This window comes from Mesorhizobium sp. M8A.F.Ca.ET.202.01.1.1 (assembly GCF_004791595.1).
Taxonomy (GTDB): domain Bacteria; phylum Pseudomonadota; class Alphaproteobacteria; order Rhizobiales; family Rhizobiaceae; genus Mesorhizobium.
The window spans coordinates 102,187-115,673 of sequence record NZ_SRUN01000008.1 but is presented as its reverse complement, the minus strand read 5'-3'; the positions used below and the strand labels follow the sequence as shown (position 1 = coordinate 115,673).

Genomic DNA, 13,487 nt, shown 5'->3' with positions numbered 1-13,487 from the left:
TTCCTGCTGCGATTGGGCCATCGGTGTACCAAAACTCCGTTGCATGCGTCAGACCTTCGACAGGCCTGCGTCGATCGCCTCACCGATCTTCGCGACATCGGCGGCGCTGATGATGAGCGGCGGCGACAGGATGATGTTGTTGCCGGAGACGCGCAGCATGACGCCGGCCTCGTAGGCCGCCTCCGAAACGACAGCCATGGTCTTCTTGTCGGCGGGTTTCTTCGTCGCGCGGTCGGCAACCAGTTCCACCGCCGCCATCAGGCCCTTGTACCTGACATCGCCAACGATCGCGTGCTTGGCCTTCAAACCTTCGAGAACCGCCGCCAGTTCTGCGCCGCGCGCGGCCGCGTTTTCGTCGAGGCGAAGCCGTTTGGTCTCGGCCAAGGCCGCCAACCCGGCCGCGCAGCCGACCGGATGGCCGGAATAGGTGTAGCCGTGGCCGATCGCGCCGAAGCTGGTCTTGTCGGCCTCGAATACGTCAGCAACCTTGGCGCCGATCAAGGTGGCACCGAGCGGGAAATAACCCGAGGTGATCGCCTTGGCGATGGTCATGAAATCCGGCTTCACGCCGGACAGCCGCGACCCGGACCACGCGCCGGTGCGGCCGAAGCCCGTGACCACCTCGTCGGCGATCAGCAGGATTTCGTGGCGGTCGCAGATTTCCCGCACCAGCGGCATGAAGCTTTCATGTGGAACGATGACGCCGCCCGCGCCAAGCACAGGCTCCATGATGAAGGCTGCGATGGTGTCGCCGCCCTGGAAGGCGATCTCGTCCTCCAGCGCCTTGGCGCACAGCTTCGCCAGCCGCGCCGGATCGGTCTCGTCGAACGGGTTGCGGAAGGTCCAGGGTGCGGGAATGTGGAAGACGCCGGGCAGCAGCGGTTCGTAATTGCGGCGGAAATTGGCGTTGCCATTGACCGAGGCACCGCCGAAATGCGTGCCGTGATAGCCCTTCTTCAAGGCGAGGAACTTGGTGCGGTCGCCCTGGCCGCGGACCTTCCAATATTGCCTCGCCAGCCGCAGCGCGGTTTCGACCGAATCCGAGCCGCCCGAAGTGAAGAAGGTGCGCACCATGCCTTCCGGCGCGAACCATTCCCCAAGTTCGTAGGCGAGCTCGATCGACGGTCCGGTCGAGGTGCCGCGAAAGCCGGAGTAGTAAGGCAGTGCGCCGAGCTGGTCGGCGATGGCCTGCTTGATCGGGTCGCAGCTGTAGCCGAGATTGACGTTCCACAACCCGCCGACGGCGTCAAGGACGGTGTTGCCGGCGATGTCGGTGACCATGACGCCCTCGCCCTTCATGATCACCTTGGGCGGATTGGCCCGCATCTCGGCCGGATGCGCCATCGGGTGCCAGATCGGCCTGGCGTTGGTCTCGGTGAGGAAGTTGATGTCGCGCATCACAAGGCTCCGCAAAAGGTCTCAGGCAACTGGAACGAGGCCGAAATGGCCGAGGGCCTCGGCATAGGAATGGGCCGGCCGGGCAACGTCGAAATGAACCGTGCGCATGCCGGCGGCACGGCCGCCATCGACATTGCGCTGCTGGTCGTCGACGAAGACACAGGCTCCGGCGGGCAGGCCAAGCGCTTCGGTGACAAAGGCGTAGGCACGCGGGTCGGGCTTGAGGATGCCGGTATAGGTGGCGTCGACGATGACGTCGAACAGGTCAAGCAGCGGCAGCCGCCGGCGGAAGCCGGCGCCGTAGAACAGGTCGAGTTCGTTGGACAGGATCGCCAGGCGAAATCCCGCCGCGTGGACGGCGCGAATGGCGCTGATGGCTTCCGGCCGCACCACCTTTTCGGGCTCGGCGCCACGCGCGCGCTGGACGAAGGTTTCCATCGCCTGCCAGTCCTCGCCTACGAGCCGGCCGACCTCGCTGGTACGCGTGCGCCAATAGTCGCGCTCGGTGATCTCGTCGGCCTGCATGGAACGCCACAGCGGATCGCTGTCTGGACCGAACGGGCCGAGCCACTGCAGCGTTCCGGGCTTCAGTCCCAACGCCTGTTCGGTCAAGGCGTGCGTCTCGAACAGCGTGCGGGTGACGACACCGCCGAAATCGAGCACCAGGGCCTGGGCGGGAACGGCGCTCACGCCGCGACCTCCTTGGCCGGGGCACCGCGCGGGATGATGCCTTCCTCGACCCAGCGGTCGAAGATTTCCAGCGCCTTGCCGACAAAGTCGTCGCTGTTGATATGGGCGTCGATCTCGTGGAACTCGACCCCGGCGGGAATGCCCTTGCGCATTTCATCGACAAAGGCGGCAAGCGCTTCGGGTTCATAAAGCGGCTCGCCCTGCGTGTCCCATTCCTGGATACCCCGGGAAGGCAGGATGAAGGCAGAGCGCCCTTTCGAGGCGGCGAGCTTCCCGGCGATGGTCCGGGCGACCTCGCGGCGGTCATCCGCATCGACGGTAACCGAGGCAATCAGCCTGTTGTGGGCGTGGAACGGGCGTTCGGAAAATTTAGCCGGCAAATCCTGCCAGGTCGGCAGGTCGACCATGTCGATCGCGCCGGGTGCCGCGATCTGCGGGACGCCGCGGGCGCCGGCATTCTCAAGCCGGTCGGCGCCGGAGCTGACGACGGAGCCGGCCAGATGGTTGGTGATCTCCTGCAGGCTGAAATCGAACACCGCGCAGAAATGATCCTGACCGGCGATCGATTCGAAGGCACGACCGCCCATGCCGGTGGTGTGGAAGACGGCGACGTCATAGCCGCGCCGTTCCAGCGCCGGCTTCAGCGTCTTCATGTAGCGCAGGCAGGAGCTGCCGAGCGAGGTCATGCCGACGGTCGGGCCTTTCGCCGGCGCGGAGGCGCGGGTTTCAAGCATCATCTTCGTCGCGCCGACGACCGCGCCGCAGGCCTGCGACAGGACGAGCTTGCAAATGGTGTTGAGGCCGTACAGCCCACCCGCCCAGAGGATCATCATCAGGTCTGGCGCGACCCGCTCGGGCGGGATCAGGTGCGAATAGGCGATGGTCGAGACGACGAATTTCGGCACGCCGAGCGGCAGGCAAAGCGCGACATCGAGCGCCAGATCGGTTCCCATCGAGCCGCCTATGGCGATGAAGGCGTCGATCTCGCCGTCTTGCTGGAGCTTGCGCACCAGTTGCACCGCACCGCCCGCCATCAGCGTCATGGCGGTGTTCTCATCGCCGCTGGAGATGATCTCGGCGATGGTGACATCCACGGCGCGGGCGACCGCGTGCTTGTCGTGATCGGGGCTGTAGGGCGGGTCGCCCAGCACGCTGACATCCAGCATAACGGCGCTGCCGCCCGATGCCTCGATGCATGCTTTCATGAACAGCAGTTCTTCGGCCTTGGTATCGCCGGTGCCGATGACCAGGATGCGGGGTTCGGACATCAGGCCTGCCTCCTCAGCGCTTGCAGATTGTCGCCATTGAGCCGCATCGAAATCTCGCGCGCGGCGGCCACCGCCGCAAGTCCCCGCTCGGCGATGTCGACCGCCGTCGTCCTGGCCTTCGGAGCCGCCACAGCGATGGTGCCGAGCGCGAACCCATCCGCCGCCAGGATTGCCGCCGCGACTGATATGACGCCTTCTTCCAGGCCCTGGTCGCAGATCGAATAGCCGCGCTCGCGCGCCTCGCCCATGGAGCGCGCGAGCGCGGCCGGTTCGGTCAGCGTATGCGCGGTGAAGGCCTCCAGGGGAGTGGCCAAACATGCCTTGACGGCCTCGTCCCTGGCGAAGGCCAGATAGATGATGCCGGAGGCGGTCGAATGCAGGGGCAGGAGTTGACCGATATCGACATTGACCCGGTTTGCCCGCGCCGGATGCTCGACATGGACGGTGACCAGCCGGTCGATGCCATACTCCGACAGATGCACGGTCTCGGCCGTGGCACTTGCCAGATCCCGCACCAGCGGCACCGCGGTCTGCAGGAAGGGAAAGCGGGCCTCGCGGATGCGCGCCAGCCGCGACAGGCCGGCGCCGAGCCGGTAGAGCCGCGTGACGGCATCCTGCTCGACGAGACCGTGGCCGGTCAGCGCCACCAGCAGGCGCCGCGTCGTCGCCTTGTCGAAACCCGACCGGCGCGCCAAGTCCGACAGTCCGAGCTCGGGCTCGGCCACGGTGAACAGCTCCAAGAGTGAAATCGCCTTGCCGACCGTACTCAACGCATTCCTCCCAGCAATGTGCGCCCCATAAGCGGCAATCAATTAACGTGTGAATTAACTTGACAGGAAGCCGCTTTGTTTGCAAGTCTATATTCAAAATAACGGTTCAAATAATGAACCATATCCAGAGCGTATGGGACAGGCCATTCGGCCGGCAAGCCAACCGGTTTGCAAACAGGAGGGACAAATGTCAGCAGTTTCGGAAGCGGCGCCGGCCAACAGGCTGCGCAAGAACAGTCTCGGCGTCGGCGCCATCACCTTCATGGTGATCTCGGCCGCCGCCCCGCTCACGGCGGTCGCCGGCGGCACGCCGCTCGGCATGCTGATGGGCAACGGCGCCGGCTTTGCCGGCACCTATCTGATCGTCACGGTGCTGCTGCTTCTGTTCGCGGTCGGCTATGTCGCCATGTCGCGCCATGTTGGCAACGCCGGCGCCTTCTATGCCTATGCCGCGCGCGGCCTGGGCGGCCTCGCCGGCGGCGCCACGGCGCTGATCGCCATCCTGTCCTACAATGCCATGCAGATCGGCGTCATGGGCCTGCTCGGTGCGGCAACCTCCGGGCTGTTCGCCAGCTGGGGCATCAACCTGCCCTGGTGGGTGTGGAGTTTCATCGCCATCGCCATCGTCGCCGTGCTCGGTTACCGCCAGGTCGACCTGTCGGCCAAGATCCTGACGGTGCTGGTGCTGTGCGAATACGCCGTGGTGCTGATCCTCGACCTGGTGATCCTCAAGACCGGCGGCGACAGCGGCCTCTCGGCGACCCCGTTCAGTTGGAGCCAAATCACCTCTGGCGCGCCGGCGATCGCCATCCTGTTCTGTTTCGCCGCCTTCATCGGCTTCGAGGCGACGACGATCTACGCCGAGGAAGCCCGTGATCCCAAGGTCACCATTCCGCGCGCCACCTACTTCTCGGTGCTGCTGATCGGCGTCTTCTACATGGTCACCGCCTGGCTGATGGCGGTGGGCGCCGGCGTCGACAAATTGCTGCCGGCGCTGCAGGGCCTGCAGGACCCGACCACCTTCCTGTTCGGCCTCTCCGACCGCTATGCCGGAACGCTGCTCACGCACGCGATGAGCATCCTGTTCGTGTCGAGCCTGTTTGCCGGCGTGCTGGCGTTCCACAATGCGGTTGCCCGCTACATCTATGTCTCCGGCCGCGAGAAGCTGTTGCCGCAGGCGATCGGCGTGACGCATTCGGCGCACCAGAGCCCGCATGTCGCTTCGGTGATCCAGAGCGTGCTGGCGGCTGTCGTCGTCGGGCTGTTCGCCGTGCTCGGGCTCGATCCGGTGCTGGCGCTGTTCTCGTGGCTGACCAATGTCGCGACGCTCGGCGTCATCGTCATGATGGCGGTCGCCTCGCTCGCCGTGGTGATGTACTTCCGCGCCAACCCGTCGGCCCAGGAGAACGCGCTCAAGACCACGATCCTGCCCGGGCTGACCTTCATCGCCTTCGTCGTCATCATCTACCTGATCGTCATCAATTTCGGCAGCCTGTCGGGGGCCGGCGGCTTCCTCGGTGCGTTCCTGCCGGGACTGGTGCTGATCGCCGGCGTGGTGGGCCTGCTGCTGGCAGGCGCGTTGAAGAGCCGCGATCCGGTGGCCTTCGACAATCTCGGCGTACCGCTCAAGGATTGAGCGAGATATCAGGGCGGCGTATCACGCCGCCCCGCAGACCCTCCTGAAGTGAGAATATAATGATCAGTCAAAGTGCCATCGACACACTGCGCAAGGCGGAGATCGGCGCGCGCGGCCTGTTCATCGATGGCGCCCAAGCGGAGGCGGCAAGCGGCGCGAGCCTGCTGGTGATTTCGCCGATCGACGGCCGGCCTTTCGCCAGCATCGCCGACGGCAATGCAGCCGACATCGACCGCGCCGTGCGCTCGGCACGCAAGGCGTTCGAGAAGGGTTCATGGTCGCGCGCCGCCCCCGCTTTCCGCAAGAAGGTGCTGACCAGGCTCGCCGAGCTGATCGAAAGACATGTCGACGAGCTGGCCGTGCTCGGCGTGCGCGACAACGGCACCGAGATCGGCATGGCCTACAAGGCCGAGCCGCTGTCGGCGGCCGGCACCATCCGCTACTACGCCGAGGCGATCGACAAGGTCTATGGCGAGATCGCGCCGACCGCCGACAACGTGCTCGGGCTGATCCACAAGGAGCCGCTCGGCGTCGTCGGCGTCATCGTTCCCTGGAACTTCCCGCTGATGATCGGCGCCTGGAAGATCGCGCCGGCGCTGGCAGCCGGCAATTGCGTGGTGGTCAAGCCGCCGGAGATCGCCTCGCTGACGCTGCTGCGGCTGGCCGAGCTGGCAGCAGAGGCCGGCCTGCCCGCCGGCGTGCTCAATGTCGTGACCGGCCGGGGTGCGGTCACCGGCGAAGCGCTCGGCCTGCATGGGGATGTCGACGCCATCGCCTTCACCGGCTCGGGACCGGTCGGCCGCCGGCTACTCGAATACTCCGCCCGTTCCAATCTGAAGCGCGTCTTCCTCGAACTCGGCGGCAAGTCGCCCAACATCGTCTTTGCCGACGCGCCGGACCTGAAACAGGCGGCTGTCGTCTCGGCCAACGGCATCTTCCGCAATTCCGGCCAGGTCTGCGTCGCCGGCTCGCGGCTGCTTGTCCAGGCCTCCGTCTATGACCGTTTCATGGACGAACTGCTCTCGGCGACCACAAGGCTGAAGGTCGGCGATCCGCTCGATCTCGCAAGCGATGTCGGCGCGGTGTCGAGCGCGGAGCAGCTGGACAAGAATCTTGGTTTCGTCGCCAAGGCCACTGAAGAAGGCGCGAGGTTGGTCACCGGCGGCGAACGGATCCTGGCCGAGACCGGCGGCAGCTATATGGCGCCGACGATCTTCGAGAACGTGACGCAGGACATGCAGCTTGCCCGCGAAGAGGTGTTCGGGCCGGTGCTCGGCGTGATGCGCTTCGAGACCGAGGAGGAAGCGGTGCGGCTTGCCAACTCGACGGTCTACGGGCTCGCCTCGGCGGTGTGGACATCAAATCTTGCCACCGCGCATCGCATGGTGCGCGCCATCAACGCCGGCGTTGTCCACGTCAACACCTATGGCGGCGCCGACGTCACCGTGCCGCTCGGCGGCGTCAAGCAATCCGGCTTCGGCCGCGACAAGTCGCTGCACGCGCTGGAGAAGTATCTCGAACTGAAGACGGCATGGATTGCCCTTTGAGGGGCCGCCGGGTTCGCTGAGGACCTCACCGCTTCTCGACGCCCGCAGTCTTTTACTCCCTTCTTCAAAATTTTTGAGAGAATATTCCCGGCTTCAAGGAGAATGGCGAAAGGCTGCTTTGATAAAATCGATAGAATTTCTGACGATGTGAACAAGCCTAGGCAATCCGCCTTGCTGCCATGACTTCACAACCGCAGAGATCAATCATGTCCGACCTCAACAACACTTTGTCCTCTTCCCCAAGGTCAACCCTGAACCGCCGCAGCGGTCTTGCTCTGCTGTTCGCATCGGCCGTCGCGATCGGCGCCCTGATGGCGCCGCATGCCTCCTTCGCCGAGGACAAGAAGGCGATCAAGGTCGGCATCATCAGCGGCGAGGACGAGGATGTCTGGCGCGTCGTGGTCGCTCAAGCCGCCGAGAAGGGCCTGAGCATCGAGACGGTGGTGTTCAACGACTATACCCAGCCCAACGAGGCACTGGAGCGCGGCGAGATCGACGCCAACGCCTTCCAGCACCAGCCCTATCTCGACAACCAGATCAAGACGCAGGGCTACCATATCGTGCGCGTCGGCTATACCGGCGTGTGGCCGATCGGCCTGTATTCCAAGAAGTACAAAGCGGTCGCCGACTTGCCCCAGGGTGCTGTCATCGGCGTGCCCAACGACCCGTCCAATGAAGGCCGGGCGCTGCGCGTGTTGCAGAATGAGGGCGTGATCAAGCTGAAGGACGGCACCGGCATCCTGGCCACCACCGCCGACATCGCCGAAAACCCCAAGAAGGTCGAGATCAAGGAACTCGACGCCGGCATCGTCGGCCGCTCGGTCGAGGACCTCGACGCAGCCGTGGTCAACACCGACTGGGCGCTGAAAAGCGGCTTGACACCGGAAAACCGCATCGCGCAGGAGCCGATCGCAGACAATCCGTACCGCAACTTCATTGCGGTCAAGGTCGGCAACGAGAACGAGGCCTGGGTGAAGACGCTGGTGGCGTCCTACCAGAACGAGGCGGTCAAGGCCGAGTTCGACAAGGTCTACAAGGGCACCGGCCTCAGCGCCTATTGAGCAATCCGGGCACGAAAGTGTCTGCTTTGACAAGAAAAGCGGTCCGCGCAACGCGCGGGCCGCAATCCTGTTTCGGGATCCGCGTATGAACAAGCATGTGACCGCAGCCATCGAGAACACGAACGACGCCGATGCACCGGCGCGGGACGTGGTGCGCCTTGTCGAGCTGAAGCGCCGCTTCGGCGCGACGGCGGCGCTCGACGGCATTTCCCTGACGGTGCGCAAGGGCGAGATCCTCGGCATCATCGGCCGCAGCGGGGCCGGCAAATCGACGCTGATCCGCTGCCTCAACGGGCTGGAGCGGCCCGATTCCGGCGAGGTGTTCATCGAGGGCCGCGAAATCAGCCGGCTCGGCGAGCGCGACCTGCAGCCGCTGCGGCGGCGCATCGGCATGATCTTCCAGCATTTCAACCTGCTGTCGGCCAAGACGGTCGAGGACAATGTGGCGCTGCCGCTGAAGATCGAGGGCCGGCCAAAGGCCGAGCGGCTGAAGCGGGCGGCGGAACTGCTCGATCTGGTCGGCCTGTCGGAAAAGGCGAAAGCCTATCCGGGGTCACTGTCGGGCGGCCAGAAGCAGCGCGTCGGCATCGCCCGGGCGCTGGCCGCGCGGCCGGCGCTGCTTCTGTCGGACGAAGCGACGTCAGCGCTCGACCCAGAGACGACGCGGTCCATCCTCGCCTTGCTCAAGGACATCAACCGGCAGCTTGGCCTGACCATCCTGCTGATCACCCACGAGATGGAGGTGATCCGCTCGATCGCCGACCGGGTGGCGGTGATCGACGCCGGACGCATCGTCGAGGAAGGGCCAGTCTGGTCTGTGTTCGCCGATCCACGGTCCGAGATCACAAGACGCCTGCTCGGCGCGATCCGGCCGCAACTGCCGCCGGAGCTGGCGGCGCGGCTGCTGCCCGCGGGTGGCACCGAAACGATCTTGCGCGTCGACGTTGCGGGCGAGCCTGCGCGCGGGCCGCTGCTGTCCGACCTTGCGAGAACCGTGCCCGGTGCCTTCCGGCTCGTCCATGGCGGCATCGACCATATTCAGCGAGAGCCGGTGGGGACGCTGTTCCTCTCCATCCCTGGCGGCGATGCGGGTCATCTCGCCGAGGTGATCGCTTTCCTGGAAGCCCGCCAGGCGCGGGTGGAGGTGCTTGGCCATGTCGCCGATCCTGTTTGAGCTTCTGCTGCGGTCGATCTGGGAGACGGTGCTGATGACGGCCGCCTCCGGCCTGATCTCGCTGGTGTTCGGCCTGCCGCTCGGCCTGGCGCTGATCGCCACCGAACGCGGCGGCATTGCCGAAAGCCCGTGGGTGAATCGCGTGCTCGGCGCCGTCATCAACGGCTTCCGCTCGGTGCCGTTCATCATCCTTCTGGTGGCGCTGATCCCGGTGACGCGGCTGATCGTCGGCACTTCGATCGGCACCTGGGCGGCCATCGTGCCGCTGTCGATCGCCGCCACGCCCTACTATGCGCGGATTGCCGAAGTGTCGTTGCGCGAGGTCGACCACGGGCTGATCGAGGCCGCCCGCGCCATGGGCGGCAACCGCTGGACGATCATCCGCGAGGTGCTGGTGCCCGAGGCCCTGCCCGGCATCGTCGCCGGCTTCACGGTGACGCTGGTGACGCTGGTCGGCGCCTCCGCGATGGCCGGCGCCATCGGCGCCGGCGGCCTCGGCGACCTCGCCATCCGCTATGGCTATCAGCGGTTTGAAACCTCGGTGATGGTGGCGGTGGTGATCGTGCTGATCATCCTGGTCTGCGGCATCCAGTGGGTGGGCGATCGGCTGGTGGCGCGGCTCGACCGGCGAGGGTGAGGCGGCTGATATTCAGGTTCGGCCGAACCTTCTGACTAAACAATCTTAGCGTTGGCGCCGCCCCTCACTGTCCTGCCGGACATCTCTCCCCGTAGAACGGGGAGAGAGAAGCTGGCCGTGACGCCGGCGCCCCTCTTGCAACGCCGATGATTGGCGAAATCGGCGACGGAGCGCCCCTCTCCCCGTCACTATACGGGGAGAGGATGCCGGCAGGCAGGTGAGGGGCAGCGCGGAGGATTGGCCGCTATGACGCTGTGGGGCGCGCACACACCAGGCTAGCCCCTCAACCTCGCGCCCTCCGGATCGAAGAACGGCATCGGCGCCACCACAGCGCGCACGGGCTGGCCGTCGATGGCGATGCTGAGTTCAGTGCCGATGGCCGTGAAGGGTAGCCGCAGATGCGCGGTGGCCAGCACCTTGCCGAGGGAGTAGCCATGGTCGCTGTAGGTGACCACGCCGACATCCCTGCCATCGGCCAGCACCCTGGCATCGGTCGCGGCCGGCTTGTCGCCGTCGAGGATCAGGCCGGTCCAGCGCTCGTCGAGGCCCTTGTCGCGGATCTTGAGCAGCGCCTCGCGTCCGATGAAATCGCCCTTGTCGAACTTGATCCAGCGGTCGAGGCCGACATGGAACGGCGTGCGGCTCTCGTCCATGTCGATGCCATGGGCGGGATAGGCCTTCTCCAGCCCGAGCGTGAACATAGCCAGCACGCCATAAGGTTTCAGGCCGAAAGCCTGGCCAGTCCGCATCAGCGCGTCCCAGACCGAGGTCGCCTCGTCCGCCGGCACGAACAGTTCGAAGCCGAGTTCGCCGGTCACGCCTGTGCGCGAAATCATGACCTTGGTTTCGCCGACGCGACCCGAGGTGAACGCCCAGCGCTTCAACCCATCGAGATCGGCATCCACGACCAGCGCCTTCAGGAGTTCGCGCGAACGCGGGCCCTGGATCGTGGGGAAAGCGACCGCCGCGGTGATGTCGGTCACATAGGCCTTGCGGCCCTCAGCATGATGCTGGAGCCAGGGCAGCATCTTCAGCCGGTTGACCGAGCCGGTCACCAGCATGAAATGCTCCGGCCCCAGCCGGAACACGGTGAGGTCGTCCATGATGCCGCCATCCTCGCGGCAGACGGTGGAGTACCGGACATTGCCCGGTTTCATCGCCGCGGCGTCGTTGACGATGACATGGTTGACCAGCGCCTCGGCGTCCGGACCCTTGATGTCCATCTTGCCCATGGTGCTGAGGTCCTGCACGCCGACATTGGCGCGGGTGTTCAGGTGCTCGTCGGCAATGCCGGAATAGTATCTGGCCGAGATGAAATCGCCGCCGACCCGGCCCATGGTCGCGCCCAGCCCGACGATGCTGCTGTAGAAAGGGGAACGCCGCTCGGCCAAGATAGTCAAGCAGCGCCGGTGGCGATGGTGAGGGCGACGGAAGCGGCAAGCACGAAACGACCCAAAAGACGCATGTTCGAGATCTCCGTTGACCGGATAAATCTACGGGCTTTCATGCTCCCGGCGGAGACGGAAACGACACGTCATGCGGCGATCACGGCGCGGGGCGGCTCATCCGAGTTTGGTCAGCTTCCTTGTGCCTCGATCCCGAACAGATGCTTGGCTTGCTCAGCTGTATAATAGCCAAGCTGGACATCCCGAGCGACCAGTTTCGGGTCGCGCTCACGCGGATCGCCATAGCCGCCGCCGCCCGGCGTGCCGACGCGCACGCGGTCGCCGGCCTTCAGCGGGATGTCCTGCTCCTTGGAGAGGTGCGGCGGTATGTGTTCTACGCCATCGCGGAAGACGGTCACGCTGTTGGGCTCGCCATCCCCACCGCCGAGCGCGCCCTGCGGGCCGAAACGGCCATGGTCCATGACGAAGGAGGCCCGCGCCTCGCCGCGCAGGATCTCGACCTCGTAGGCGAGGCCGAAACCGCCGCGATGCTTGCCGGCGCCACCCGAGCCTTCGCGCAAGGCATAGTGCCGGTAGAGCACGGGAAAAGCCTGCTCCATGATCTCGACCGGCGGCGATTTCGAAATGCCGATGGTCGAGCAGCCATTGGTCAGGCCGTCATTGCCCGAATTGCCGCCATAGCCGCCGCCGGAGATCTGGTACATGACATAGTCGCGGCCGCGCGCGGGGTCGCTGCCGCCCAAGGCGAAGTTGCCGCTGGAGCCGGCGGGAGCCGCCGTCACCTTGTCGGGCAGCGCCTGCACCATGGCGGCGAACACCGCCTCGGCGATGCGCTGCGAGACCTCGGCGGCGCAACCCGAGACCGGGCGCGGATACTTTGCGTCCAGGAAGGTGCCTTCCGGCCGCTTGACCTCGAGTGGCTCGAAGGCGCCGGCGCTGATCGGCACATCCGGGAAGATATGGCGCATGGCGAGATAGACCGACGACAAGGTCGTCGCCAGCACGCTGTTCATCGGCCCAGCGCAGGGCTTTGATGAGCCCGTGAAATCGAAGGTCAGCGCATCGCCCTTTTTCTCCACGGCGAGCGCGATGGTCAGCGGTTCGTTGACCACCCCGTCGGAATCGACGAAGGCCTTGGAGCGATAGGTGCCGTCGGGAATGGCGGATATGTTGGCGCGCATCTGCTCGGCGGCGCGTCGGCGCAGTTCGGCGATCGCCTTGGTAACCGTTTCATCTCCGTAACGATCCAGGATCCCGTTGAGCCTATCCTGGCCGATCAGCAGCGCGGCGGCCTGCGCCCTGATGTCGCCGATGCGCTGGTCGGCAACCCGGATGTTGGAGCAGATGATGGCGTAGATCTCTGGATCGAGCACGCCCTTCTTGAACAGCTTTACCGGCGGCAGCCGCAGGCCTTCCTGCTCGACGGCGGTCGCGGAAGCCGAGAACCCGCCCGGCACCGAGCCGCCAATGTCGGGCCAATGGCCGGTGTTGGACAACCAGCAGAAGATTTTTCCAGCGCGGTAGACAGGCATGACGAAGCGCACATCCATCAGATGCGTGCCGCCGAGATAGGGGTCGTTGACGATGTAGATGTCGCCCGGCTCCGGCGCCAGGCAGCGGCCGTCGGCGATCATCTCGATGACCGTTTTGGTCGAGTATTGCATGACGCCGACGAACACCGGCAGGCCCTGGCTGCCTTGGGCGATCAGCGAGCCATCGACGGCCGAATAGATGCCGTCCGAGCGATCATTGGCCTCGGCGATGACGGGCGAGAAGGCGGCGCGGGAAAAGGTCAGGTCCATCTCGTCGCAGACCTGCTGCAAGGCGGCCTGGAGAACCGAAAGCGTGATGGCGTCGAGACCGGTCATTGCTCAGTAATCCTCATGGCAGGTACCGGACA

11 protein-coding genes are annotated in these 13,487 nt (G+C 65.4%); 5 read left to right on the top strand and 6 right to left on the bottom strand.

Features of this window, described 5'->3' with window-relative positions; translation table 11 throughout:
• Positions 1-48 precede the first annotated feature (48 nt).
• The 4 genes from EN845_RS18500 to EN845_RS18485 are packed head-to-tail and all read right to left on the bottom strand — an operon-like array spanning position 49 to position 4,126.
• Positions 49-1,398 carry an aminotransferase class III-fold pyridoxal phosphate-dependent enzyme gene (locus EN845_RS18500; RefSeq protein WP_127871149.1) on the bottom strand — a complete coding sequence of 450 codons (1,350 nt, stop codon included), beginning with the start codon at positions 1,396-1,398 and terminating at the stop codon, positions 49-51.
• Positions 1,399-1,419: 21 nt separating this feature from the next.
• The gene (locus tag EN845_RS18495; protein ID WP_127871148.1) at positions 1,420-2,088 is read right to left on the bottom strand and encodes an HAD-IA family hydrolase; all 669 of its coding nucleotides are present in this window, start codon (positions 2,086-2,088) and stop codon (positions 1,420-1,422) included.
• On the bottom strand, positions 2,085-3,356 hold the full coding sequence (locus EN845_RS18490) for a Tm-1-like ATP-binding domain-containing protein (protein ID WP_167531391.1): 1,272 nt from the start codon (positions 3,354-3,356) through the stop codon (positions 2,085-2,087). Before EN845_RS18490 ends, EN845_RS18495 begins: the two co-directional genes overlap by 4 nt.
• Entirely contained in the window at positions 3,356-4,126 is a 771-nt protein-coding gene (locus tag EN845_RS18485; RefSeq protein WP_127871147.1) for an IclR family transcriptional regulator, read from the bottom strand. The genes EN845_RS18490 and EN845_RS18485 overlap by 1 nt, the downstream gene beginning before the upstream one ends.
• A 187-nt stretch (positions 4,127-4,313) precedes the next feature.
• Here EN845_RS18485 and EN845_RS18480 point away from each other — a divergent pair, with 187 nt between their 5' ends.
• The 5 genes from EN845_RS18480 to EN845_RS18460 all read left to right on the top strand — a co-directional run bounded on the left by EN845_RS18480 (position 4,314) and on the right by EN845_RS18460 (position 10,181).
• Positions 4,314-5,762, top strand: a complete 1,449-nt coding sequence (locus tag EN845_RS18480; RefSeq protein ID WP_127871146.1) for an APC family permease — start codon at positions 4,314-4,316, stop codon at positions 5,760-5,762.
• A gap of 59 nt (positions 5,763-5,821) precedes the next feature.
• Positions 5,822-7,309, top strand: coding sequence for an aldehyde dehydrogenase (locus tag EN845_RS18475; protein WP_127871145.1), 1,488 nt, complete (start codon positions 5,822-5,824; stop codon positions 7,307-7,309).
• Between the two features lie 206 nt (positions 7,310-7,515).
• Positions 7,516-8,370 carry a MetQ/NlpA family lipoprotein gene (locus EN845_RS18470; RefSeq protein ID WP_127275369.1) on the top strand — a complete coding sequence of 285 codons (855 nt, stop codon included), beginning with the start codon at positions 7,516-7,518 and terminating at the stop codon, positions 8,368-8,370.
• An 85-nt stretch (positions 8,371-8,455) separates the two neighbouring features.
• Positions 8,456-9,544, top strand: coding sequence for a methionine ABC transporter ATP-binding protein (locus EN845_RS18465; RefSeq protein ID WP_127871144.1), 1,089 nt, complete (start codon positions 8,456-8,458; stop codon positions 9,542-9,544).
• Entirely contained in the window at positions 9,525-10,181 is a 657-nt protein-coding gene (locus EN845_RS18460) for a methionine ABC transporter permease (RefSeq protein ID WP_127871143.1), read from the top strand. The genes EN845_RS18465 and EN845_RS18460 overlap by 20 nt, the downstream gene beginning before the upstream one ends.
• Before the next feature lie 275 nt (positions 10,182-10,456).
• Here EN845_RS18460 and EN845_RS18450 read toward each other — a convergent pair whose 3' ends face one another.
• Both EN845_RS18450 and EN845_RS18445 read right to left on the bottom strand, forming a co-directional pair.
• Entirely contained in the window at positions 10,457-11,572 is a 1,116-nt protein-coding gene (locus tag EN845_RS18450; RefSeq protein WP_127871294.1) for an aminomethyltransferase family protein, read from the bottom strand.
• 185 nt (positions 11,573-11,757) lie between these two features.
• Positions 11,758-13,455: a hydantoinase B/oxoprolinase family protein gene (locus EN845_RS18445; protein WP_127871142.1), complete on the bottom strand. Its 1,698-nt coding sequence runs from the start codon at positions 13,453-13,455 to the stop codon at positions 11,758-11,760.
• Positions 13,456-13,487: the final 32 nt, after the last annotated feature.

What these genes read in the sequence shown, in the direction of transcription:
- EN845_RS18460 (WP_127871143.1), top strand. Translation starts at nt 9,525, where the DNA reads ATGTCGCCGATCCTGTTTGAGCTTCTGCTGCGGTCGATCTGGGAGACG.
- EN845_RS18470 (WP_127275369.1), top strand. Translation starts at nt 7,516, where the DNA reads ATGTCCGACCTCAACAACACTTTGTCCTCTTCCCCAAGGTCAACCCTG.
- EN845_RS18445 (WP_127871142.1), bottom strand. Translation starts at nt 13,455, where the DNA reads ATGACCGGTCTCGACGCCATCACGCTTTCGGTTCTCCAGGCCGCCTTG.
- EN845_RS18480 (WP_127871146.1), top strand. Translation starts at nt 4,314, where the DNA reads ATGTCAGCAGTTTCGGAAGCGGCGCCGGCCAACAGGCTGCGCAAGAAC.
- EN845_RS18465 (WP_127871144.1), top strand. Translation starts at nt 8,456, where the DNA reads ATGAACAAGCATGTGACCGCAGCCATCGAGAACACGAACGACGCCGAT.
- EN845_RS18475 (WP_127871145.1), top strand. Translation starts at nt 5,822, where the DNA reads ATGATCAGTCAAAGTGCCATCGACACACTGCGCAAGGCGGAGATCGGC.
- EN845_RS18500 (WP_127871149.1), bottom strand. Translation starts at nt 1,398, where the DNA reads ATGCGCGACATCAACTTCCTCACCGAGACCAACGCCAGGCCGATCTGG.
- EN845_RS18490 (WP_167531391.1), bottom strand. Translation starts at nt 3,356, where the DNA reads ATGTCCGAACCCCGCATCCTGGTCATCGGCACCGGCGATACCAAGGCC.